Source organism: Pseudomonas typographi (assembly GCF_014694385.1).
Classification (GTDB): Bacteria; Pseudomonadota; Gammaproteobacteria; order Pseudomonadales; family Pseudomonadaceae; genus Aquipseudomonas; species Aquipseudomonas typographi.
On sequence record NZ_JAAOCA010000029.1, the window covers coordinates 12968 to 36465 of the forward strand.

Sequence of the window (23498 nt, forward strand, 5' to 3'; positions counted from 1 at the left end):
GCATAGCTGGAACTGGCAGCAAAAGGGTACCGCCAGCCTTGTGCAGCCAACTTCTGAGGCATCCCACTAGCCCGGTGGGCGCTTGTCGACCGTCAATGGCGCATCGCTGTCCAACAAGGCTTTGGCTTGCGCTTCGTTGTTCACCGCAGGCGGTGAGCCGCGTAACGGTTTGCCCGCGGTTTCGCGCACCGTCAACATGGTCAGGATGCCCACCAGCGCGGCGCCCATCAGGTAGTAGGCAGGAATCATCGGGTTGCCCGTTCTCTCTACCAGCCAGGCGGTTACCAGGGGGGTGGTGCCGCCAAACAGCGACACCGACACATTGAACGCGATCGACAACGCGCTGTAGCGCACCGGTGTGTAGAACAGTGCCGGTAGCGTAGAGGGCATCGAACTGGTGAAGCACACCAAGGCAATGCCCAGCAGCATCAGGCCCAGGAAGATCAAACCGTCGTGGCCGCTGCCCACCAGCTTCAGGCAAGGAATGGCCAGTATCAGCAAGGCCACGCAGGCGCCGATGATCATGGGTTTGCGGCCCAGCCGATCGCTGAAATACCCGCCCAGTACGTTCAAGGGCATCATCACCAGCATCACGATCAATATCAGCAACAGCCCTTTGGTTTCGGCATAGCCCAAGGTCACCGATAAGTAGCTGGGCATGTAGGTGAGCAGCATGTAGTCCGTCACGTTGAACACCAGCACCAGCCCCACGCATTTGAGCAGCGCACGGCGGTGCAGGGTGAACAGTTCGCGCAGGGTATGGCCGGGGGAATCGCCCTTTTGCGCCGCTTGCGCTTGGTTGTGTGCTTGGAAGGCTGGCGTTTCCTCGAGTTTCAGGCGCATATAAAGGCCAAACAGGCCCAGCGGCCCGGCGATGAAAAACGGCACGCGCCACCCCCAATCGAGCAGTTGCTGCGCACTGAGCAGGGCCGTCAACAGCGTCACCGTGCCGGCACCGGCGATGTAGCCGCCCAAGGTGCCGAACTCCAGCCAGCTGCCCATCTGCCCGCGGTTGCGGTCGGTGGCATACTCGGCGATGAAGGTAGCGGCACCGCCGTACTCACCACCCGTGGAGAACCCTTGCACCACACGCGCCAGCAACAGCAGCGCGGGTGCCCAGATACCGATGCTGGCGTAACTGGGAATCAAGCCGATGCTGAATGTACCAAGGGCCATCAGGATCATGGTCAGGGCCAGGATCTTCTGCCGGCCGAAGGTGTCACCCAATGGCCCGAACACCAGCCCGCCCAGCGGCCGGACCAGAAACGCCACGGTAAAGGTCGCGAAGGTCGCGATCAGTTGCGCCGCCGCGTTGCCTTCGGGGAAGAATACTTTGCCTAGAGTGACCGCAATGTAGCCATATACACCGAAGTCGAACCACTCCATGGCATTGCCCAGGGCCGCCGCGCCCACGGCGCGCTTGAGCAGCGCATTGTCGATGATGGTGAGGTCGCTGGGCTGCACCTCGTGGCGGCGTTTGAACCAGCCGAAGTGGGGGTGATGGGGCTTGGCCATGGTGCGCTCTCCTTGCAATCAGCCCTTAGGCCCCGGTGGCGCATTGCACCTGCGATGGGCGGGTCGCAGGGGGCTCGGTGGGGTAAAAAACCTGCGCCAAAGGGTCTACAAACTGGAGCGCAGCTTGATCGGTTCGCGCGCTGCGCCCGTGTGGGTGTCATCTTGCCCGACCATCTCATCGTGCGCCGCGCGCTGCACGAGGAAGAACGGCACCTCAGGTACATCGAACAGCACTTTACGGGCCTCTTCTACCGAAGCCACATGCAAGGGTTGCCGCTGCGCGTTGAGCACAGGCTCCAATTGGCTGCCCAACTGAGCGTGCAGCACGTAAGAGCCGCCCTCGACCGATGTCAGTTCCAGGGCGGCCACTTCGCCTGCCTTGATACGCGCTGCCAGTGCTTTCAGGTCCATTGCCTATCTCCGCTGCGGGCACCCGCTGGGCCGCGCTCTACTCAGTGTGAAACCGCGGGCCGGGGCAAGTTCATCCCACTGCGTATCAGCCCTGGGCGCAATTGAGCTTTGCCATTCAAGCCGCCACGAAGGTTGCAGAACACCGTATGGCATTGCCGGTGATCCTGCATTCTGCACGGAAGGCCGCGCGGCAAATTTTTTTAACCCCTTGTTTTAAAAGCCAATCAATAAAAGCCTGCGCTTGGCACGGGCGCTGCACTTCAGCCAGGGAGTAAGGATTCAACGCTCATAATTAAAAAGGACTCACAATAATGACTACACCAACTGAATATTCAACTGCCACGGCACATAGCCAGAACCGCTCGGGCGTGTCCTGGGCGGCTGTCTTCGCCGGCGCCGCGGGCGCAGCCGCGTTATCCCTTATCCTGGTGCTGCTGGGGGCTGGGCTCGGTTTTGCGGCGTCCTCGCCGTGGGCCGGCGAAGGTGCCAGTGCCAAGGCGCTAGGTGTCTCCACCATCGTTTGGCTACTCGTGACACAAATACTTGCCTCCGGGCTGGGCGGCTATTTGGCGGGGCGCTTGCGGGTCAAGTGGGCCAGCTTGCATGGCGATGAGGTGTATTTCCGCGACACCGCCCACGGGTTTCTTTCCTGGGCAGTGGCCACGCTCGTGGCGGCCGTACTGATAGTCAGTTCAGCTGGCCATTTGGCCAGCGCGGGCGCCAGCGCAGGGGCTAGTGCGGTTTCGGGCGCCGCCACCATGGCCGCTGGGGCGGCCGGCGGTGCTGCCGCCAGTGGCCAAGGCAGCGATAGCAATGGCTACTTTGTAGACACGTTGCTTCGCGGGAACAACCCCGGCGCCAGTAGCGAGCAATCGACCGGTGCAACGGTTGGGCGTATTTTCGCCAAGGCCCTGGCGGGTAACGACGGCCAACTCACCGGTGATGATCGCGCCTACCTGGCGCAGTTGGTCGCGCAACGCGCGCAGTTAAGCCAAGCCCAAGCCGAACAGCGGGTAGACCAGGTATACGGGCAAGCCCGCCAAGCTGCCAATGATGCCAAAACCGCCGCCAAGCAAGCGGCCGATACCGCTGCCAAGGTGGCCGCATGGACCTCGATCTGGACCTTCATCGCGCTGCTGTGCGGGGCGTTCATCGCCAGCGCCGCGGCATTGTTCGGCGGCCGCCTGCGTGACCGCGCGCAATGGTTGGAGGGCACAAGCGAACGTGACGCGCACCTGCACGCACATGCCACCACGGCGCAAGTTCGATAATTCGGTAGGTCAATGACTGTACGGCAATGGCCGGCAAGGAGATAGTTTATGCGTTCGCTACTGTTGTGGTTCCTGGGTATCCCTATTCCGGTTATCATTCTGATTGCCATCTTCATGCACTGACAGAAGTAGGCTTGGCTTCGCCCTAATTAATGGGCCGGCTTCTGAACTAACAATGGCGCCCGGCTAGGCTATAGCGGGCGCCATTTTTGTTTCAGCCGCGTTGTTGTGGGCGTCAGCACTTCCCACTCATTGACATGTGAACCTCTGAAATACCCCACACGTACATCAGCGACCGCAACGTGCTGATTGCCAGCGGTCTGTACAGCAGGCCCAGGTCGCCCAGCAGGTGGATCAGAATTTGGGCAGGGTCCGGCACGTCGGTACGGACCGCCGCCCCTGCTTCACAGACCGTGTGGCCACCCACCGGGGCAGATGCTGAATCAACGGTGCGGTGGTTTGTTCTATGGCAGTCGCTGAAGGGAATCATCAATGCCCGTTACGGGGCGTATTAGCTACAAGTGGCCTAAAGCGCAGGCAAAAGAAAGCCCGCCGAGGAGGCGGGCCAAAACAATCACACATTGGAGGCACCCAGCATCGAGCACCCGGCGTGAACAGAGCGTGAAATTAAGGGCAAGCTTTCGTAAAGCGCGCCATTTCCATTTCGTACTTCAAACTTTGCGCCAAATGGCTCACATCACGCTGATCACTCAAGGGCTCAAGCGCCACCCCTGGTGTACAGAACCACTCATCGGCCGACTGCGTCGCGATCAGCACGGTTGCGCTCCAGCCTTGGCACAACACGCAGTCTATGCGGTGGTTAGGCAGCGCTAGCTCAAGCTGCTGAATCAGCGCCATGCGCTTCCAACTGTGCATATTCGTTCCCTAAGGCCGTTCAGAAGAAGGTTCATAGACAGGCACATAGGGCAAAAAGTGCAACGACGGCGCCCAATGCCAAATGTGAACGCCCGGCAGCCTTCCCGCGCAGCCCCTGCTGCGCGGCGCCCCGGAGGCAATGGCCCAATCAATCGTTCGGTCCTTGCCAATAAGGCGTACGATCAGGTTCGTCCACCAGAACCCGATTACCATGTCAACGGATAGTGACGGAAGCCAACAGATCAAGGTTTTCCTGGCTCGCCGCGTTGGCCATGGCGCTGACAGTGCACGGATCGCCGCCATGATCAGTGCGACGCTGCAAGACATGGACACCGTTCTCTCGCCTGTCATAGGAAGTACAGGCGTCGCAGCGTTAATGCGTCGTAGCCTTCAGTTGAGCTACTCGATATACCCTGGTATGGCCGAGTTGCCCGAAAGCGCTCAAGACCCTATGTACGCCGCGTGCCTCAGATTCCTGCTCGATCAGCGAGCCCCGGACGAGGCACTGCTCCTCGGCGAGCAGTTGCTCCAGACGCTCTATCAACTATTGAGCACGTTGATCGGGGCATCACTCACTGCTCGCCTTCTCGGTGCCGTATTCGCAGCCCCGCTCAGCGCGCCCCCGGCGCAGGATAGTTCGCCATGAGTAGCAAAGTGACAATCAACCGCTTGGCCACTGGCGTCCCGGGGCTCGATGAAGTACTGGGTGGCGGGTTGCCAGAGTTTTCGTTCAACCTGATCGCCGGGCCGCCCGGCTGCGGTAAAACCACCCTGGCACATCAAATGATGTTCGCCCTGGCCACCCCCGAGCACCCAGCCCTGTTCTTCAGTGTGCTGGGCGAGCCGCCGCTGAAAATGCTGCGGTACCAGCAACAGTTCGACTTCTTCAACAGCGACGCCATCAACCATTCGGTGCGCTACATCAACCTCGCCGACGATACACTCTCGGGCAATCTCGACGAGGTGCTGCGCCGTATCGTCACTGAGGTTGAAACCTATGGCCCGGCGTTCGTATTCGTCGACTCTTTCCGCTCCGTGGTGCTCGCCACCCAGACCCAAGACAATCCCAATAACAACCTGCCGCAATTCGTTCAGCAACTGGGCATGTTGATGACCACTTGGCAAGCCACCACCTTTCTGATTGGCGAATACTTCACTGAAGTCGATACCAATCCGGTGTTTACCGTGGCCGACGGTTTGATCTGGCTGCGTCAGAGCGTGCAGCGCAACTCCGTAGTGCGCAAAATGGAGATCATGAAGATGCGCGGGCAACCCACGTTGCCGGGGCTCCATACCTTCCGTATCAACACCGCCGGCATCACTGTATTCGCACCCGCCGGCATGCAGCAACGTTCAGCGCCACGCCCCCGCCCGCCCGGCAAACGCCTGCAAATGGGCTGTGCGCGCCTTGATGAGATGCTCGGTGGGGGCTTGCCACAAGGCTATTCGCTGTTGGTGGCCGGGCCCTCCGGTTCCGGCAAGAGCATTCTCGCCGCCAGCTTTCTCGCGCAAGGCGCCAGCGAGGGCGAAACCGGCGTGATGGCGGTGTTCGAGCAACGCCCCAGCCATTCACAGAACTCCGCCCTGGCGCGCTTGGTCGAGGAGGGCAAAGTTGGCCTGGTAGACAGCCGGGCGGCAGATTTGTCGATCGACGAGACCGTTCAAATGATCTTGGAGGAAATCCACCGTCTGAAGGCTACCCGCGTCGTGATCGACTCACTGTCAGGGTTCGAGTTGGCGCTGGCGCCGACCTTCCGCGAGGATTTCCGCGAGTCATTGTCGAGGTTGGTTGCGGCCTTGGCCCAAGTGGGTGTGAGTGTGTTGATGACCTGCGAGTTGGAAGATCGCTACACGGACCTACGCTTCAGCCCTTACGGCACCGCTTTTTTAACCGACGCGATCATCGTGCAACGCTACATCGAAGTGCAAAGCCGGCTGTTACGCATGATGGCGGTCGTGAAAGTGCGCGCCAGCGCCCATAGCGATGAGCTGCGTGAGTACCACATCGATGATCAGGGCATTCAGATAGGCGAAAGGCTCAAAGGTCTAGAAGGTCTGCTGGGGGGCAGCCCGACGCAACAATGTATTCCCCATGCGGCGCCGGGAGAGGACCATGTGTGAGCTGCCATGACCGATAGTACGGGCCCGAATGAGCAAGCTTTGGCCAGCGCCGCCAGCGAGCTTCAACGGATCGGCAAGCAAACCTTGGAAGCCCGTGCAGTGCTGGCGACCCTGGAACGCACGCTGGTCGAGGCCCAGGGGCGCATCAGTGACCGGCAGAAGATGGCGCAGTTGCTGGAGGCCAATGAGCAACTGGTTATTGCGGTTATCTCAGCGCAATCGGAAGCGGCTGCCTCGTTAGCGCTGCACACCCGCGAGGATGGGCCGCAATTATTGCGTGAGGCCAATGAACAGCTGGTGATCGCCGCACTGAGCGCCCAGAGCCTTCAGGTGCTGGCCGAGCGCGCCCTGGGCCAAGAGCGCAAGATCCTCGCCCTGGTGGCCCACGAACTGCGTACTCCACTCACACCGATCAGCATGATCGCCGGGCGCATCGCCAGAGCCCCCAGTGGCGAGTTGCCGAAGCTGCAAGCGCTGCTCGAAGGCCAGGTTCAGTACATGGCACGCTTGGTGGACGACCTGCTGGATGTATCCAGGGCATCGACCGGTAAGCTGCGCCTGAAACTTCAGCCGCTGGATATTGTGGCGCTGATCCGCTCGGTGGTTGACAACTGCCTGCCGGTGCTCAACGCGCGGCAACTGCAGTTTCTGTGCGACCTCCCCGGCGAAGGTTTGTTTGTCAGCGGTGACCCGGTGCGGTTAACCCAGGTCATTGCCAACATCCTCACCAACGCGGCCAAATATACGCCTCCGGGCGGCATCGTAACGCTGTCAGCGCGGGCCGAAGAGCACACACTGATAGTCAGCATTGCCGACAACGGCATCGGTATATCATCCGATGTGCTGCAGCACATTTTCGAGCCCTTTGTGCAAGACGAGCAAGCCGCGGGGTTCAACGGCACAGGGCTGGGTATAGGCCTGGCGGTGGTACGCGAATTGGTCGAGGCACATGGCGGTACGGTGGTCGCGCTCAGTGACGGCCAAAACCGAGGCAGCACGTTCATCATTACGCTGCCGTTGGTCGCGCACTGATTGTTCAAATTACACAGTGTGCAAAGGCAGCCTATCGGCTGCTTTCGAAAACATCCGGGCCTGGTGGAAAAGGGCGAGGGGGATCAATAGATGCCGGAACCAAGAGAGCCCGCACAGTCGATGTAGGTGCGCACGGAGGCCCTTTTCAAGCATGTTACCGATAAGGCATTGGCCGATGACGACGGTATTCGTTCGGGCTATCGAGGGGACTAATTTTAGGGTTGCGTCGCCCGTCTTCCATGGGTAGGCCTATGTCCGTGGCGTAGGCACGCTCAATCATCCGTAGGAGGCAACACAGATGGCATTTGACCGCGAAGACACGCAGTTTCTGGTGGTGATCAATGAGGAACAACAGTACTCGATCTGGCCTGAGTTCAAGGCCGTGCCGCAAGGCTGGTCAGCGGTAGGCAGCGCATCATCCAAGGCCGATTGCCTGGCATACATCGAAGCCAACTGGACCGACATGCGCCCGGCCAGCTTGCGCGAGGCGATGCAGGCTTAAGGGCTTTACGGGTGTGGTGCTTCAGAAGTTGGCTGCACCCTATTGACGGTGCCCTTTGCTGCTGGCCGGCGTTGCCCCTGCTCGCCGTAGCCCGGCTATGACGCGTCACGGCGCCTGGCCCAACAGCAACCTTCACAGGTCAATGCTCGTGCGAACTTCTGAACGCCACGCTAATCTTCAAGCTGTTTTGCCATAACGATGGTGCGTTCAGCCCCATGAAAATCACCGCGGATTTTCCGGTAACCCAGCGTGGCGTGGAAGCCCTGCGCCGTAATTGATGACGGCACCCGCAAAGCCCCAATACCAGCGCGGGCAGCCGTAGCATGAATAACTTCCATCAACTGCCTACCCATACCGATACCTTGGTACGCGGGGTCAACGAAAACGCTTCTGACTACATCACCCTCGAGACTTGCAGTGCCCGTAATATTTTCGCTTAGCAAGGCTACGAAAACCTTGCGCTTACTGAGTAGGGCGCTGACGGCGCCCGGAGAAAAGTGCTTCTCAACCTGAGTGATCACTTCAGGTGAGTAATCTTGCGAGTTCGACTTATGCAAAGCAGCGATCACGACTCGGCTAATCGCTGCTGCGTCTTCGCTTGTTGCGGGGCGAACCTGACATCCCATGCTGGGAACCTCAATCCGTGGCTATCACAGCATAGCCCATCGCAATGTGCCTTCACCGGGCGTTTACCATGCTTATGTAACGGGCCACTTGCACACAGAAGGCGCCTTTTTGCTGGAAGGTGGCCGACGTCGAGCAGCCCCTATTGAGCACACATAAAAAATCCGATGCCAGCGGTCTGGCATCGGATTTTCGGATAAGCCCGGCTTGGTCTCGAATGCTTAAGTGAAGAGCATTCCCCATCCAGAGGGCGTCCCGCTGTTACCAGCGATAGTTGACCGAACCGATCAACGTGCGTTCGTCGCCATAACGGCACGAGGCATTGCAGAACAGGTACTTCTCATTGGCCAGGTTTTGCGCCTTCATGGCCACAGTCCAGTTCTGGTCGACTTCGTAGCTGACTTTCGCGTCGAACAAGGTATAAGCGTCAACCTTCTCATCGGTGTCCGAGCTGGAAGTACGGCTGGTGCCCATGTAGCGGGCGCCGCCGCCGATCACGACCTTGGACAGGCCCAGGGCGGTCAGGCGATAGTCAGCCCACAGGCTGGCCATGTGGTAAGGCACGCCGTCGATGCGCGTCCCGACTTGGCTGGCCACGGGGTCATCGGTGATCTTCGAATCGGTGTAGGTATATGAAGCGGTGGCGCTGAGGTTGCGGGTGATATCAGCCTTTGCCTCCAGCTCGACACCCCGCGAGCGGGTCTCGCCGAACTGCACGGTGTTGCCGGAGAGGTCGGTGCTCAGCGAATTTTTCTGCTTGAGGTCGTACACCGCGGCGCTCAACAGTGCATTGGTACCGGGTGGGGTATAGCGCACGCCCACTTCGTACTGTTCGCCCTCGGTCGGCTTGAACGAGGTGTCGGCGTTGGCGTTGAAGACGTTGGCCGGCAGGAACGATTGGCTCCAACTGACGTATGGGGCCAGGCCATTGTCTGCTTCATACACCAGGCCTACGCGGCCAGTGGTTTTCTTGTCGTTGCGGGGCGTGCGTGCGCCGGTGGCGTTGGCGTAGGTGCGGCTTTCGGCCCAATCCTGGCGACCGCCCAGGAGCAGGATCCACTTATCGTCAAACTTGATCTGATCTTGCAGGTAAACGCCGGCCTGGGCGCTGTGCAGGTCCGAGCCGCTGTCGGCCGAGGTGATGCCCGTCGATGCGCCGTACACCGGGTTGGCCGGGTTGAATAGGGAGGTGGCACCTGCGAAACGATGCGAGTCATAGGTCTTGTGGTAGTAGTCCACGCCAGCCAGTAGGGTATGCTGCCAGCGGCCGCTGTTGAGGGTCCATTCCACGTTGTTGTCGCTGGTCCAGCCTTCGGAGCGTTCGCGGCGAATGCTCGCCCGGCGTGCCAGCAGGCCCTGGTTGCGCAAGGAGGCGCTGCCGGTGTCGGCGACTTGCATGTAGTCCCAGCTCAGGTCGGCCTCGAAATGGCGCAGCGCATGGCGGACTTTCAGGTCTGGCGTGAAATTGTGCTCGAACAAGTAGCCGACCGTGGTCGAATAGTTGTTGTAGTGATCGAAGCCGCGCTCGCCCGTGAACAAGTCGCGATCGACCTTGGGATAACGGGCGCTGGACGAGGTCGTCAGGTCGTAGTCCAGGGGCGGTGCGAAGCCGGTGCGGGTTTCCTGGTAGCTGGCCAGGAAGGTCAGCGAGGTGTCCTCGTTCGGGCGCCAGGTAAGGGCTGGCGCGATGTAGCGGCGGTCGTCATCGGCATCGGTGGTCTGGGTATCGCTGTCGCGCCACAGGCCCGTGAGGCGATAGGAGAACTGCCCGGCGTCATCGATCGGGCCGCCCAGGTCGAAGCTGTACTGCTTGCGCGCATGGCTGCCGTATTCCACGTTGATTTCATGCAATGGGGTGTCGGTCGGGCGCTTGGTGATGGTGTTGATCAGGCCGCCCGGCGACAGTTGGCCGTACAGCACCGAAGAGGCGCCCTTGACCACTTCCACGCGCTCCAGGCCATAGGGTTCGATGCCGCCGTCATACACGCTGCCTTGCAGTTTCATGCCATCGCGTAGGATACCGCCGGTGCCCGAACCCACGTTGAAGCCACGGATCACGAAGTCATCGGCCACGCGGCTGAAACCGCCCGGCTGGGCAATCACGCCGGGCGTGTAGCTCAGGGCTTCGGCCAGGGTGTCGGTCTTGCGGTCGTCCATTTCGTCGCGAGTGACGACCGAAATCGACTGCGGGATTTCCTTGATCGCTGAGTTGGTCTTGCTCGCACTGGTGCTGCGCGTTGCCACGGGGCCGCTGACCTGGCCGGTCGGGTTCTCGATCGCCTTCGCATCGACGTTGGTTTCCTGCAGTAGCAGCGTGCCGCTTGGCGCCGCGGCATCAGTGCTGTCGGCGGCGTGGGCTGCGCTTAGCGGCAGGCCACTGAGAAACAACGCCAGTGCCAACGGATGGTAGGTGAAGACGTTTTTTGCGTACATGGGGGCTCCTGAGTGTGAAGTGATATTTTTTTAGTTGGTAAGGATCAGGCCGCCCGGTGCTTGATCCCCATCAGGCTGCGGGCGGCTAACGGTGAACGGTCAGGGGTAGTAATCGTCGAAGAAAGTCTCGCGTTCCAGGCGCAGCAGGGCGGCTTTCTTGTGCGGCAGGGTGATGGTCTTGAGCCTGCCGTAGCCCTGGGATTCAAGGAAGCCGATCTGCCGGGTGTGGTCGATCCGCGGTTCGCCGAGAATGCGTTGGGTGCGCGGCTCGTCGATGAACATGTAGTGCATGAGCGAGCGGAACCAGCCCTTGAGCTTGCCGGCGCTCTGGTGCTTGCTCTCGCCGACCACCACGTGCCAGCCGCGGTCGTGGTCTTGTGCGTCATAATAGGGTGCGATGCGGTCTTCCTTGCACCAGTAGATCTCGAAATAGGCGAACGGCTCGTCGTTGTAGCTGCCGATCAACGGCAAGACCCTCGGGTCGTCGAGCATCTGTTGCAGGTACGCAGCATGTTCCTCCGGGCTGCCGGTTTGTTCCCAGAAGAACGCGACCTGTTCTAGATTCATCCAGCGGTTGAAACGCTCCAGGTCGAGCCCGATGTCTACGGTGCGCAGGGTGAAGGTGGTATTCAGGCCGGGCAGTTCGCGGCGGTAGACCTCGCCGTGTGGGATCGGTGGGCGCTGCGGGTGACGCTTGTCGCCGCTGAAGGTGTAGCGCACCGGCATGCCGGCGGCGGAACTGGTGGTAAGCCAGGGCAGCGGGTGTTGCCAGAAACTGCTGCGCGCGCAGGCCAGGCGGGCCGTGCGGCCGTCATGGCCGAGCAGGGTGTCGAACACCCCTTGGCGTATGGCATCGCGTGCGCGGTCGAGGGAGAGCGGGGCACTGATTTCCAGCATCGGGACGCGGGACGAATTGCAGAAGACTTGGCCGAGCAGCGCCAACAGGCCACTGGCCGGGAATGCCTCGGGCATGTTTTCCAGTAGCACGTTGCCGTCCTGGCGGCGGAAATGCACGAGGTCGACGCCCTCGATGGTCAGGCTGCCGTTGCCATCGTCCGCCACTTGGGCGATCACCCTGCGGCCGTCAGCCAGGTGTAGGGTGAAGTTCGGCGTGGTCATGATGCTTCTCCGTTAGTGATTTCTCGCGTATGCCGGCCCGCAGGAAACCTGCCGGCCTTGGCCCGGCTCAGTTCGGCCAGGCCATAGCTTGGGTAAGTCTATAACGAATAGGAATCGCAACTATTTACATTCTATAAAAATAACCTGTACAAGCCTTTTTTCAGCGTTTGCGCGCCAATAACCACATGAAATACGGCCCGCCGACGAAGGTCGCGAACATCCCGGCCGGGATTTGCCACGGGAAGACCAGGTTGCGGCCCAGCCAGTCAGCCAGCACCAGTAGCGTGCCGCCCAGCAGTGCCGAGATGATCAATTGCGCAATAGGCCGTTGCGCGCCGAGCAGGCGCGCCATGTGCGGCGCGATCAGGCCGACGAAACTCAGCGGGCCTACCACCAAGGTGGCGGCCGCGGTCATCACGGCGGTGAGTAGCAGCAACACCAGGCGGCTGCCACTCAGGGAAATACCCAGCGCCCGGGCGCGTTCGGCGCCCAGTGGCATGATCGCCAGCCACCGGTTGCACAGTGGCGTGACCAGCAGGAACAGTACCGCCAGGGCACTGATGACCACCGCCTGGCTGGCGTCGATACGATAGGTCGAGCCGGTCATCCAACTGAGCATGAGTAACACTCGGGAATCACCGCTGACCATGAACACCGCGGCGAAAGCATTGAGCAGAGTGCCCAGCGCGACACCGGTAAGCAGCATGCGGTCCGGCGCGAAGGCGCTGCGCCAGCTCAGCGCAACAATGGCCAGAAGGGCAAGCAGGGCGCCGAAGGTCGCCGCCAGTAGCAGCACCAATGGGTTGAAACCGGGTACTACCAGCAAGGCAAGAATACCGCCCAGAGCGGCGCCGGAGCTGACACCAAGCATTTCCGGGCTGGCCATGGGGTTGCCGGTCATGCGTTGCATCAGGGTGCCGGCGAGCGCCAGCAGGATGCCGGCGGCGAACGCCGCGGCCACCCGTGGCGCACGCCATGGCAGCAGGGCATCGAACTCCGCGCCACCGCTAAAATACCAGCCATCCGGGCCACGTCCCCAGGTCAGCGCCAGGAACACGGCCAATGCCAGCAGCGCGAGCAGTATCCAGGCGGTGCGCTTGGGCGGGGTAACGTGTACGGCGGCGCGTTGGGTAGGTGGGTTGGCCCGGGTTTCATGCAGGCGGGTCAGCAGCACCAGCAGTAGCGGCGCGCCGAGCAATGCCGTGAAGATGCCGGTGGGCATTTCTCCGCCCAGCAGTGCCGCCAATCCCTGCACTATCTGGTCGGCGAGCAACAGCAGCAAGGCCCCGAACAATGGTGCCCAAATCAGCCGCTGGCGCAGGCTGCGGGCACCGGCCAGCCGGGCCAGGGCAGGGGCGGCCAGGCCGAGGAAACCGATCACGCCGACGCTGGCGATGGTGCTGGCGCTCAAGGCCACCGCCACGGCCAGGGCCACCAGGCGCATGCGGTTAGGCGACATACCGAGGCTGCCCGCCGCCGCATCGTTAAGACCGAGCAACGCCAGCGGGCGAGCGAGTAGGGCGGCCAGCAACGCCGCCACCGCCAGGCGCGGTGCCAGGTGATACACATCCTGCCAACTGTTCTGGTTCAGCGAACCCGATTGCCAGATGAACAGGTTGCTCAATACTTCGTGGTTAGCCAACACCAGCAGGGTGCTCAGGGTCCCGCAATACAGGTTGATGATTAGCCCGGAAAGAATCAGCGCCACCGGCGACAAACGCCGGCTCCAGGCCAGGCCCAGCACCGCGAGCATACCCAGACCGGCACCGGCCAGGGCCACGCTTTCCTGGCCGCCGTCGAGCAGGCTCGGTGCATAGATCGCGCAGGCGGCCAGGGCCAGGTGGGCACCGGAAGCGACGCCGAGGGTGGTCGGCTCGGCGATGGGGTTGCGCAGCACTTGCTGGAAGATCACCCCGGCTAATGCCAGCGCCGCGCCGACCAGCAGGCTGATGACCAGGCGCGGCAGGTAGCTGTAGCGAACCAGCAAGGCAGGCAGGTCGCCGGGTGCCACTGGGCCGAAGGCATTGGTCCATGAAGCATGGGCAAGCAGTGAATGCCCCTGGTGGACGCTCAAGGCCAGGGCGATGAATAGCAGGCCGAGAGCCAGCCAGGCCGGCTGGCGGCGCAGGCGTGAGGTGTGGTCAGGCATGGTCGGCTTCCATGGCGAGCAACTGCTCGGTGATCGACAGGGCCAGGCGCTGCGCGGTCAGCAAGCCGCCGCTGGGGTAGAAGCGCGGTAGCGCCTGGGCGCGGCCTTCGCGGACCATCGGCAAGGCGCGCCAGATCGGACTGATGTCCAGCCGACGCTGCGCCGCGACGGCTTCCCGGGGGTTGGTGTAATACAGCAACGACGCCTCCGGATGTTCCAGCAACGCCTCGATGCCCACCGCGGGGCTGCCGCCCCAGGCGTTGGTACGGCCCTGGTAGGCATTGCGCAAGCCCAGCCGTTCGAGAACGGCCTGGTACATGCCCTTGGCGCCGAACAACAGTAGGTGGCGGCCATCCGGATTGAGGCGTGCGATATAGACTGGCCGGTCGCTGATCGACGTGAGCTTGGCGCGTAAGTCGGCGAGCAGGCGGTCAGTCTGTTCCAGCAAGGCTTGCGCCTCGTCGCGACGATCCACCAGGGCGCCGAGGTCCAGCATCACCTGGCCGGCGTTGCGATAGGGCTCGGCATTCGTGGTATAGATATCGAAGGTGCGCAACGGCGCGATGCGGCGCAGCAACGTACCCTCCAGTTGCCAGGAGGTGCCGATGATCAGCCCCGGCGCCAGGCGCTGTAGGTACTCCAGGTTGGGCTCGATGCTCGGGCCCAGGTCGAGGACGTCGTCGGGCATTTCCGGCTGGGCGACGAACTCGCGATAAAAGCCGGCGTTGACCACCGCCCTGGGGGCCACGCCCAGGCCCAGCAGGCTTTCGGTGAGGGCGGGCTCGAAACTGACGATATCGACTTTGGGCAATGTCGGCCCGGCGGCACGGACCAGGGGCGAGCCGTACAGCGCGACCGGCAGCAACGCGAGGCCGGTCAGGGCTCCACGGCGGGTAATGGGCATTGCAGCAAACTCCAAGCAGGCAGGTCGCCACGTGGCGAGAATGCGATTCTATATCAACAGTACCTTATTCCCAATACCTGCAATAATGCCGCCCGGTGCGGCCTAAAGAATCTGCCACAGGCTTCGTTTATTACTCCTGTGACCCAATCTATCGATGGCGACGGCGTGACGGCCTGCGCCAGCCGACCCCAAGGAGACACCATGTCATTGTTCGGTATGCTGGTCCGCGCTTCGCGCACCCGGTTGGCGGTGGCCATCGGCGCAAGCCTGGTCTGCGGCTTGGCCAACGTGCTGCTGGTAGCGCTGATCAATCAGGCCCTGAATGCACCACTGGGCGCCCTGGCCGGCTACGCGCTGCCCTTCATGCTGGTGATAGCCCTGGTCATGGGTAGCCAAGTGCTGTCTAGAACGCTGTTCGCCCACCTCAGCCAGCAAGGCCTAGCCACGCTGCGCCTGCACATCTCGCGGCATGTGGTCGCCGCGCCCCTGCGCGGGCTGGAGAAGGCCGGGCGCGGGCGCATCCAGGCGGCCTTGGCCGACGACACCACCACCTTGTCTAACTTCTTCACCGGTTTTCCGATGCTGGTGACCAGTGCCGTGGTGGTGCTCGGTTGCCTCGGGTACCTGGCGTATCTGTCGTGGGCGATTTTCCTGGTCTCGGTGTTGGCCATCGGCCTTGGCTCGCTGGGTTACCACCTGTGCCATTCGCACATGCTCCAGTACTTCCACAAGGCCGGTTCCAGCCAGGACCAACTCTTCGGTCACTTCGACGCCATGGTCTCTGGCGCCAAGGAACTCAAGCTCAACCGCTCCAAGGCGCGGCGCTTTCTCGATGAAGTGCTGGTCAATGCCATCGAGCAAGTGCGCCACAACCGTGCCAAGGGCCTGATGCTGTTCGCCATCACCGGCGGCTGGGGGCGCTTGCTGTTCCTGGTGCTGATCGGTGTGGTGCTGTTCCTGCGTTTGTGGATTCCTTCCGATACGGAGGTGATCACCGGCTACGTGATGGTGTTCCTGTACATGATGGGGCCGCTGGAAGGCGTGCTGCTGAACCTGCCGCAGATGAGCCAGGCGCGAGTCGCCAGCGCGCGCATCGAAGCGACGCTCGCGGAATTGAAGGCTGAAGCCCAACTGCAAACCCCGATCCCTGCCGTGCTGCCCAAGGGCGTGACATTGGCACTGGATGGCCTGACCCATGGTTACTTCAGCGAGCGCGAAGACGAGGTTTTCACCCTCGGGCCGGTGGCGCTGACCCTCAACCCTGGCGAGATTACCTTCTTGGTCGGTGGCAACGGCAGTGGCAAGACCACCCTGGCCAAGCTAATCGCTGGCCTGTACCGGCCGGAAAGCGGCGAAGTGCGAGTCGATGGCCGGCTGGTAAAGGCCGGCGAGTGGGATGATTATCGCCAACTGTTCTCGGCGGTGTTCTCGGACTTCCATCTGTTCGACACCTTGCTCGAAGCGCCGGACGCCAGCCTGGATACCCAGGTGGGTGAATGGCTGGCCAAGCTGCACCTAGACCACAAGGTCAGCGTCAGCAACGGTTCGTTCTCCACCCGTGAACTGTCCCAGGGTCAGCGCAAGCGCCTGGCGTTGATCGTCGCCTGCCTGGAAGGGCGGCCGGTGATCATCTTCGACGAATGGGCCGCCGACCAGGATCCGGCGTTCCGCGAGGTATTCTATTGCGAGCTGCTGCCCGAGCTGCGCGCCCAGGGCAAGACGCTGCTGGTCATATCCCACGACGACCGCTACTTCCACCTGGCCGACCAGTTGATCAAGCTCGAGCGCGGCCAGATCGTCCATCGCCAGGCGCCCGCCTTGGCGGCGGGGTTGCAGCCGGTGGTTCAACGATCATGAATCTGGGGTGAGGCACAAGGCGCTCTGCGGGCGCAAGGTGGCCCCTGCGGGTCAACTACCGGGGGCGCCCCTGAAGACGTAGGGGCAGGTACCTCAACCCTACAGCGTGGGCCACGGCCCATTGCCGGCTAAAGCCGGTCCCTCCGGCTCACGCCGTGGGGCCGGTTTCAGCCGGGCAGGCGTAGGGATGGGCACCATCAATCCTGGGGCGTGGCGGAGCCGCCCCCAAGGCTGCAACCGCTTCTCCAATCCGGCCTAATCCCACCCCGCAAATAACAATATTTATCAACGGCACTTAATTCTCCACGGATTTCTTTCGTCCTTATGAGCAGTGTTCCAGGCAAGGCCGGTCCGGCTTGTCACCTGCTTTTAGGAGATTCGCAGTGTCCGTCGCACCCGATCGCATCCGCTTGTTCTGCTTCGCGTGTTCTGGGGCGAGCGCCATGGTTTTCGCGCCGTGGCGCGCCGCCTTGCCGGCCTGGCTCGATGTGCAGCCAGTCGAGCTGCCCGGCCATGGTCGCCGTGGTGATGAGCCATTGCAGGTGGACATGCCCAGCCTGGCGGCGAGCCTGGCGTACGAGTTGGCGCCGCTGATCGACGGCCCTTACCTGATGCTCGGCCATAGCGTCGGCGCTGTCGTTGCCCTGGAAGTGGCCCATGCCCTGGTCGCCCTGGGCATCGAACCGCCCAGCGCCTTGATTGCCGTCGCCAGTACGGCGCCCAGCCGGCGCGACGGCAAGCCGGATGCGCAACCCATGAGCGATGCCGAGTTGATCGCGCAAATGCGCCGTCTCGACGGCACCCCCCAGGCAGTACTCGATGACCCCGAGCTGCTGGCCATGGTGTTGCCAGTGCTGCGCGCCGACTTCCTGCTGGGTGATCGCTATCAACCACCTTGCCGTGGGCCGTTGCCGTGCGCGCTGCATGTCTTTGGGGGGCGTGAAGACAGTGTCGCGGTCAGTGCGCTGGCAGCCTGGGAGACCGAATGCAGTGGGCCGTTCCAGCTGGAAATGTGCGCTGGCGGGCATTTCTTCCTGCACCGCCAGCGCGCTGATTTCCTGCGCAGCCTGGGTGCGCTGGCCCAGGCACAGCGCCCCTCACTCCGTTCCTTGCGCGCCCAGGGGTGACCCATGCCTCGCCGCCTTCCTCTTTTCGCGGAGCCTTCCATGCTTGATTCACGCTTCGACATCCGGCCCCTGCGCCACGCCGATACCCCGTTGCCCCTGCTGATCGAGGCCCGCGAGCCCGGCCTTGATCTATCGGCTTGCCTGCCCGATCTGCGGGCGTTGATCGATGAGCAACTGCTCAGTGCCGGTGGCGTGCTGCTACGTGGCTTCGATGTGCAGACCGCCGAGCGTTTTCGCCGTTTCGCCGTGGGCTTCGGTTCAGACCTGCTCACCTACGAGTTCGGCTCCACGCCGCGCAGCAACGTCACCGCCGGGATCTACACCTCCACCGAATACCCGCCACACCAGCATATCCCGCTGCATAACGAGCAGGCCTACACCCGGGATTGGCCAATGAAAATCTGGTTCTTCTGCCAGCAGGCGTCACCGGTGGGTGGCGCGACGCCGATTGGTGATAGCCGGGCGATCTACCGGCGGGTTGGTGAGCAGATTCGCGAGCGGTTCGCCAGCAAAGGCCTGATGTACACCCGCAACTACGGCAACGGCCTGGACGTGTCCTGGGAGCAGGTATTCAACACCGAGGATCGCAGTGCCGTGCACGCCTACTGCGAGGCCCATGGCATCAGCTTGGAGTGGAAAGCCGATGGCGGCCTGCGCACGCGTCAGGTCTGCCAGGGGGTGGCCACCCATCCGCGCACCGGCGACGCGGTGTGGTTCAACCAGGCGCACCTGTTTCATGTTTCCAATTTGCCCGAGGAAGTGCGCGAAACCCTGCTCGACCTGGTCGAGGAGGAGGACTTGCCGCGCAACGTCTATTACGGCGACGGCAGCCCGCTGGAGGAAACCCTGCTGGAAGACGTCCGTGGCGTGATGCAGCAGGAGCAAGTCGAGTTCGCTTGGCAGGCCAACGACGTGCTGATGCTCGACAACATGCTCACCGCCCACGGCCGTGCGCCGTTTCAGGGGGCGCGCAAAGTGGTGGTGGCGATGGCCGAGCCCCATGGCGCCGACGCGCGCTGAACAGCCCTCGACTTTTACTGAATTTTTTTGCGATTGCAGGAGGACGCCCCATGGCCATCCCACATCAGCCTCAACCCCAATCCCTCATCGAGATGCTGGCGCAGCGCGCCGAACAACAAGGTGAGCACCTGGCTCTGCGCTTTCTCGGCGATGGCAATGAAACCACCGAGCTGTACACCTACGCCCAGCTCGACGCTCGGGTTCGTCACTTGGCCGCGAGCCTTGGGCAGCACGCCGAGGAGGGGGACCGGGTTCTCCTGCTGCTGACCAACGGCCCGGACTACATCGTGGCGTTTTTTGCCTGCCTGTATGCGGGGCTGATCGCGGTGCCGGCCTATCCGCCGGAGCGCAATCGCCAGTTCCATACCGAACGCCTGCAGGGCATGGCCATGGATGCCGAGCCGTCGCTGATTCTTTGCGAGCAGGCTGCTCTGGAAGCTTCCCTGCTATTGCGTGACGGCCTGACCCTGGCGAACCTGCCGGCCGTGGCCAGCGTCCAGGCCCTCGAGGCGCAACCGGCTCAGGCCTGGCAGCCACGTGAAGTGCCCGGCGGCGCCATCGCCATGCTGCAATACACCTCCGGCTCCACCTCCGAACCCAAAGGTGTCGAAGTCACTCACGCCAACCTGCTGGATAACCAGCGCCTGCTGCAAATGGGCTTCGGCACCAAGCCGGGCGATGTATTCGTCAGTTGGCTGCCGCTGTACCACGACATGGGCCTGATCGGCGGCATGCTGCAACCGATTTATGCCGGTGTGCCGCTGGTGTTGCTGACCACCCAGCACTTCCTCGCCCGGCCGGCGCGCTGGCTGGAAGCCATCCACCGCTATGACGGCACCTTGAGCGGCGGCCCGGACTTTGCCTTTCGCCTGTGTACCGAGAGCGTGCGCGACAGCTTGCTTGCCGAGCTGGACCTGAGCCGGTGGCGTGTGGCGTTCTGCGGCTCCGAACCGGTACGTGCCGATACCCTGGCCGATTTCGTAGAGCGCTTCTCTCAGGCGGGGCTGTCGCCAACCACCTTGCACCCTTGCTACGGCCTGGCCGAAGCGACCTTGATGGTCACCAGTAATACCCGTGGTGGCCCGTACTACACCCTGCATGTCGACCACGAGGAACTGGCCCATGGCCGGGTGGTGCCCGATCCGTCCGGCACCGAAATGGTCAGCAGCGGCGGGCTGCTGTTCGATGACCAAGTGCGCCTGATGGACCCGCAAACCCTGCAAGCCGTCGCGCAAAACACCGTTGGCGAAATCTGGGTGCGCGGCCCTAGCGTCGCTCATGGCTACTGGCGCAACCCCGAAGCCACCGCCAAGACCTTCCTCGACTTGCCCGATGGGCGTTGGCTGCGCAGCGGTGACCTGGCGTTCCTCTACAACGGCGGCCTGTTCATCACCTCGCGGGCCAAGGACGTGATCATCATTCGCGGCCAGAACCGTTACCCGCAAGACATCGAGAAGGCCGTGGAACAGGGCGTCGAAGCGGTACGCAAAGGCCGCGTCGCCGCGTTCCCGGTACAGGTCGACGGCCGCGAATGCATCGGCATCGCCGCCGAGATCGGCCGCAGTGTGCAAAAGAAATTCGACCCACAGGCGTTGATCGATGCCATCGACCGGGTGGTCAGCGAAACCCAGCAGGAGCCCGCCAGCGTCATCGCCTTGCTGGAGCCGGCCGCCTTGCCCAAGACCACCAGTGGCAAGCTGCAACGCTCGGCCTGCCGCCAGCGCTTGGAAACCGGCGAACTCGGTGCCTATTACGTGTACCGTCGTCCGGTACTGGGCCAGCGCCCCGCCGGGCAAGGCGGCGCCGCCCCCCAGGGCGATACCGAGCAGCGCCTGGCGGCGATCTGGGCCGAGGTGCTCGAGGGCGTCGAGGTCAGCCGCGACGACGTCTTCCTCGCCAAGGGCGGTCATTCCCTGGCCGCCGTGCAAGTGGTGGCAAGGGTGCGTACCGAGTTCAACGTCGAGCTGCCGCTAAGCGCGCTATTCGCCGCCACCCCCCTGGCGCAGTTGGCCACCACGGTTGATGCCGCGCCGCGGCTGGCCGCCAGCGCGCCGTTGCAAAGGGTGCATGCCAGCGGGCCGCAGGCGATGTCGCCGGTGCAGCGCAGCCTGTGGCTGGCACAGCAGTTGGGTGGCGAACAGGGCCGGGCTGCGTACAACATGGTTGCCCAATTGCGCCTGTGTGGCGACCTTCGGGTGGGTACCCTGCAAGGCGCATTGGCGGATTTGCTGCAGCGCCAGGCGAGCTTGCGCAGTGCCTTCGTGCCGGGGCCGGATGGCGTGGCGTTGGTGCACTGTGCCAGCCAGGTAGCGCTGGCGTTGCCGCTGCTCGACCTGAGTGATGTGCGCGACGCCGAACAAGCCACCGCCCTGGCCGTGGCCGAAGCCGAAGCGGCGGCGCAACCGTTCGATCTGCAACGGCCGCCGCTGCTGCGCGCCACGCTGCTGCGCCTGGGCGGTCAGGAGCATCGCCTGCTGCTGAGCATGCACCACCTGATTGGCGATGGCTGGTCATTCGGCGTGCTGGTCCAGGAACTCGGCGCGCTGTACCAGGCGCAATTGGCGGGTGGCGAACCGTCGCTGGCGCCATTGAGCATCCAGTACAGCGACTACGCGGCATGGCAGAACGCCAAGGCCGGCAGCGCCGAGCGCCAGCGTGAACAAGATTTCTGGCGTGACTACCTGCGCGGCGCGCCACAGCAACTGGCCTTGCCCACCGACCGCCCGCACCCGGCGACGCCACAGACCGCCGGTGCCAGCGTGACCTTTCAGCTCAGCACCGAGCAAGTCGCGCGTCTTGAAACACTCGGCCGCGCCCACGGCGCCAGCCTGTTCATGGTCCTGCGCGGTGCCTTCGATTGGCTGTTGCATCGCATCACCGGCCAGGATGATTTGGTTTACGGCACCGATATCGCCGGCCGACCACGGGCTGAGCTGGAAAAACTTATCGGCTTCTTCGTCAACATCGTCCCGCTGCGTGCCCGTGTACGTGCGCAGCAGTCGTTCAGCCAATGGTTGGCCCAAGTCAGCGAGGATTCCCTGGCGGTCTTCGAGCAGGCGGACTTGCCCTTCGAGCGGATCGTCGACGCCAGCGGTGTGCCTCGTGAGCGCCAGCGCAACCCCCTGGTGCAGGCGTTATTCGTGCTGCACAGCATGCCGCGCGGGCAATTCACCGTGGCGGGGCTAAGCGCCGAGCTGCTTGCCGCGCCGGCACAAACCTCGAAGTTCGACATGGCCTTGTTCCTCACCCCGAACGCCCAAGGCCTGGGTGGCGAATGGGTGTTTGCCACCGCGATACTCGACGAGGCACGGGTACGTTGCTGGGCCGATGCCTGGGTAGACCTTCTCGGGCAAATTCTCGCCGCGCCCGACCAGCCCCTGGCCACGTTGACCCTTGCCCCCCTGCAACCCGCGCCTGTCGCCCCGGCCAGTGGTCGCTCGCGGCTGGAGGCCAAGCGCGACAAGCTCAAGTCCCTCACCCGTCAGGCCACGCCGCCCGCTGTTGAATCCGCCGTGCGTTGCACGCCGCTGAATGCCGACAGTGAGTTCCCCTTGGTGATCGAGCCGGTCAGCGCCGACCTCGACCCTTGTGTATGGGCCAGCCAGCATCGCGAGCTCATCGAAACCAAGCTGCGCCGCCATGCCGGCTTGCTGTTCCGTGGCTTCGGTTTAAGCACCGCCGAGGATTTCGAGGCCTTCGCCGAAGCCATCCAGCCGGGCCTGTATGGCGCCTATGGCGACTTGCCGAAGAAGGAAGGCGGGCGCAACACCTACCGCTCCACGCCGTACCCCGAGCGGCAGATGATCCTGTTCCACAACGAAAGCGCGCACCTGCGCCGTTGGCCGCGCAAGCAGTGGTTCTTCTGCGAGCTGCCATCGCCGGTCGGTGGCGCCACGCCCATCGTCGACTGCCGGGCCATGTATCGCGCTTTGCCTGCCGAGCTGGCCGAGACCTTCGAGCGCAAGGGCCTGTTGTACGTGCGTACCTTCACCCCGGGCTTTGATGTGGATTGGCGCGACTTCTACAAGACCGACGAGCGTGCCGTGGTCGAGGCTGCGTGTCGCGAGCAAGGCGTGCAGTTCGAGTGGTTGGCCAATGGCGGCTTGCAGACCCGCACGCCTTGCCCAGCGGTGATCCGCCATCCGTACACCGGGGAAAAGTCATTCTTCAATCAGGTCCAGTTGCACCACGACTATTGCTTGCAAGCCGATGTACGCCGCGACTTGCTGGGCATCGTCGGTGCCGGGCATATGCCGCGCCAAGTGTATTTCGGTGACGGCACGCCCATCGACGACGCGGTCATGGAACAACTGGGCCAACTCTACGAAGCCTGCGCGGTGCGCTTCGATTGGCAGCGTGGCGATGTGGTGATGCTCGACAACATGCTCGTCGCCCATGCCCGCGACCCGTTCGAAGGCCCACGGCGGATCGTCGTGGCCATGGGCGAAATGACCGACCGCAGCGTGTTTGACAGTGCTGCCGAAAACACCGTCGAACGCTTTGGCCACTCGGCCGGCCTTCCTGTTTAGGGACATCT

The 23498-nt window shown here is 62.9% G+C and carries 16 protein-coding genes; 8 read left to right on the top strand and 8 right to left on the bottom strand.

The window, feature by feature from the left end:
- Positions 1-66 precede the first annotated feature (66 nt).
- Positions 67-1515 carry a glycine betaine/L-proline transporter ProP gene (gene proP / locus HAQ05_RS20590; RefSeq protein ID WP_190424006.1) on the bottom strand — a complete coding sequence of 483 codons (1449 nt, stop codon included), beginning with the start codon at positions 1513-1515 and terminating at the stop codon, positions 67-69.
- Between the two features lie 105 nt (positions 1516-1620).
- The gene (locus HAQ05_RS20595; RefSeq protein WP_190424008.1) at positions 1621-1926 is read right to left on the bottom strand and encodes a DUF6482 family protein; all 306 of its coding nucleotides are present in this window, start codon (positions 1924-1926) and stop codon (positions 1621-1623) included.
- 311 nt (positions 1927-2237) lie between these two features.
- On the opposite strand from HAQ05_RS20595, the gene HAQ05_RS20600 reads away from it, so the two are divergent.
- Positions 2238-3197, top strand: coding sequence for a hypothetical protein (locus HAQ05_RS20600; RefSeq protein WP_190424010.1), 960 nt, complete (start codon positions 2238-2240; stop codon positions 3195-3197).
- Positions 3198-3824: 627 nt separating this feature from the next.
- Here the strand turns inward: HAQ05_RS20600 and HAQ05_RS20605 are convergent.
- Positions 3825-4055 (bottom strand): hypothetical protein, encoded by a 231-nt coding sequence (locus HAQ05_RS20605; protein WP_190424011.1) that lies wholly within the window; start codon positions 4053-4055, stop codon positions 3825-3827.
- A 660-nt stretch (positions 4056-4715) separates the two neighbouring features.
- Here HAQ05_RS20605 and HAQ05_RS20610 point away from each other — a divergent pair.
- From HAQ05_RS20610 to HAQ05_RS20620, 3 genes are all read left to right on the top strand, one after another.
- On the top strand, positions 4716-6194 hold the full coding sequence (locus HAQ05_RS20610; protein WP_190424013.1) for an ATPase domain-containing protein: 1479 nt from the start codon (positions 4716-4718) through the stop codon (positions 6192-6194).
- 6 nt (positions 6195-6200) lie between these two features.
- Positions 6201-7226, top strand: a complete 1026-nt coding sequence (locus HAQ05_RS20615; RefSeq protein WP_190424015.1) for a sensor histidine kinase — start codon at positions 6201-6203, stop codon at positions 7224-7226.
- A gap of 298 nt (positions 7227-7524) precedes the next feature.
- The gene (locus tag HAQ05_RS20620; protein WP_190424017.1) at positions 7525-7728 is read left to right on the top strand and encodes an MbtH family protein; all 204 of its coding nucleotides are present in this window, start codon (positions 7525-7527) and stop codon (positions 7726-7728) included.
- Positions 7729-7898: 170 nt separating this feature from the next.
- Here HAQ05_RS20620 and HAQ05_RS20625 read toward each other — a convergent pair whose 3' ends face one another.
- The 5 genes from HAQ05_RS20625 to HAQ05_RS20645 all read right to left on the bottom strand — a co-directional run bounded on the left by HAQ05_RS20625 (position 7899) and on the right by HAQ05_RS20645 (position 14957).
- Positions 7899-8354, bottom strand: a complete 456-nt coding sequence (locus HAQ05_RS20625) for a GNAT family N-acetyltransferase (RefSeq protein ID WP_190424019.1) — start codon at positions 8352-8354, stop codon at positions 7899-7901.
- Positions 8355-8613: 259 nt separating this feature from the next.
- The gene (locus HAQ05_RS20630; RefSeq protein WP_190424021.1) at positions 8614-10785 is read right to left on the bottom strand and encodes a TonB-dependent siderophore receptor; all 2172 of its coding nucleotides are present in this window, start codon (positions 10783-10785) and stop codon (positions 8614-8616) included.
- A gap of 99 nt (positions 10786-10884) precedes the next feature.
- Entirely contained in the window at positions 10885-11904 is a 1020-nt protein-coding gene (locus HAQ05_RS20635) for a GNAT family N-acetyltransferase (RefSeq protein ID WP_190424023.1), read from the bottom strand.
- A 160-nt stretch (positions 11905-12064) separates the two neighbouring features.
- A complete protein-coding gene (fhuB, locus tag HAQ05_RS20640) occupies positions 12065-14053 on the bottom strand; it encodes a Fe(3+)-hydroxamate ABC transporter permease FhuB (RefSeq protein WP_190424025.1) in 1989 nt (662 codons plus the stop codon).
- Complete coding sequence (locus HAQ05_RS20645) at positions 14046-14957, bottom strand: ABC transporter substrate-binding protein (RefSeq protein ID WP_190424027.1); 912 nt, start codon at positions 14955-14957, stop codon at positions 14046-14048. The genes fhuB and HAQ05_RS20645 overlap by 8 nt, the downstream gene beginning before the upstream one ends.
- Positions 14958-15158: 201 nt before the next feature.
- On the opposite strand from HAQ05_RS20645, the gene HAQ05_RS20650 reads away from it, so the two are divergent.
- The 4 genes from HAQ05_RS20650 (at position 15159) to HAQ05_RS20665 (ending at position 23490) form a co-directional block, all read left to right on the top strand.
- Positions 15159-16814 (top strand): cyclic peptide export ABC transporter, encoded by a 1656-nt coding sequence (locus HAQ05_RS20650; protein ID WP_190424029.1) that lies wholly within the window; start codon positions 15159-15161, stop codon positions 16812-16814.
- A 383-nt stretch (positions 16815-17197) separates the two neighbouring features.
- On the top strand, positions 17198-17941 hold the full coding sequence (locus HAQ05_RS20655; protein WP_190424031.1) for an alpha/beta fold hydrolase: 744 nt from the start codon (positions 17198-17200) through the stop codon (positions 17939-17941).
- Positions 17942-17980: 39 nt separating this feature from the next.
- Positions 17981-18961, top strand: a complete 981-nt coding sequence (locus tag HAQ05_RS20660; protein WP_190424034.1) for a TauD/TfdA family dioxygenase — start codon at positions 17981-17983, stop codon at positions 18959-18961.
- A gap of 50 nt (positions 18962-19011) precedes the next feature.
- Positions 19012-23490 (top strand): condensation domain-containing protein, encoded by a 4479-nt coding sequence (locus HAQ05_RS20665; RefSeq protein ID WP_190424036.1) that lies wholly within the window; start codon positions 19012-19014, stop codon positions 23488-23490.
- The last annotated feature ends 8 nt before the right edge of the window (positions 23491-23498 follow it).

Bases quoted from the DNA above. Each gene is read 5' to 3' on its own strand.
- proP (WP_190424006.1), bottom strand. From the start codon at position 1,515: ATGGCCAAGCCCCATCACCCCCACTTCGGCTGGTTCAAACGCCGCCAC.
- HAQ05_RS20595 (WP_190424008.1), bottom strand. From the start codon at position 1,926: ATGGACCTGAAAGCACTGGCAGCGCGTATCAAGGCAGGCGAAGTGGCC.
- HAQ05_RS20600 (WP_190424010.1), top strand. From the start codon at position 2,238: ATGACTACACCAACTGAATATTCAACTGCCACGGCACATAGCCAGAAC.
- HAQ05_RS20605 (WP_190424011.1), bottom strand. From the start codon at position 4,055: ATGGCGCTGATTCAGCAGCTTGAGCTAGCGCTGCCTAACCACCGCATA.
- HAQ05_RS20610 (WP_190424013.1), top strand. From the start codon at position 4,716: ATGAGTAGCAAAGTGACAATCAACCGCTTGGCCACTGGCGTCCCGGGG.
- HAQ05_RS20615 (WP_190424015.1), top strand. From the start codon at position 6,201: ATGACCGATAGTACGGGCCCGAATGAGCAAGCTTTGGCCAGCGCCGCC.
- HAQ05_RS20620 (WP_190424017.1), top strand. From the start codon at position 7,525: ATGGCATTTGACCGCGAAGACACGCAGTTTCTGGTGGTGATCAATGAG.
- HAQ05_RS20625 (WP_190424019.1), bottom strand. From the start codon at position 8,354: ATGGGATGTCAGGTTCGCCCCGCAACAAGCGAAGACGCAGCAGCGATT.
- HAQ05_RS20630 (WP_190424021.1), bottom strand. From the start codon at position 10,785: ATGTACGCAAAAAACGTCTTCACCTACCATCCGTTGGCACTGGCGTTG.
- HAQ05_RS20635 (WP_190424023.1), bottom strand. From the start codon at position 11,904: ATGACCACGCCGAACTTCACCCTACACCTGGCTGACGGCCGCAGGGTG.
- fhuB (WP_190424025.1), bottom strand. From the start codon at position 14,053: ATGCCTGACCACACCTCACGCCTGCGCCGCCAGCCGGCCTGGCTGGCT.
- HAQ05_RS20645 (WP_190424027.1), bottom strand. From the start codon at position 14,957: ATGCCCATTACCCGCCGTGGAGCCCTGACCGGCCTCGCGTTGCTGCCG.
- HAQ05_RS20650 (WP_190424029.1), top strand. From the start codon at position 15,159: ATGTCATTGTTCGGTATGCTGGTCCGCGCTTCGCGCACCCGGTTGGCG.
- HAQ05_RS20660 (WP_190424034.1), top strand. From the start codon at position 17,981: ATGCTTGATTCACGCTTCGACATCCGGCCCCTGCGCCACGCCGATACC.
- HAQ05_RS20665 (WP_190424036.1), top strand. From the start codon at position 19,012: ATGGCCATCCCACATCAGCCTCAACCCCAATCCCTCATCGAGATGCTG.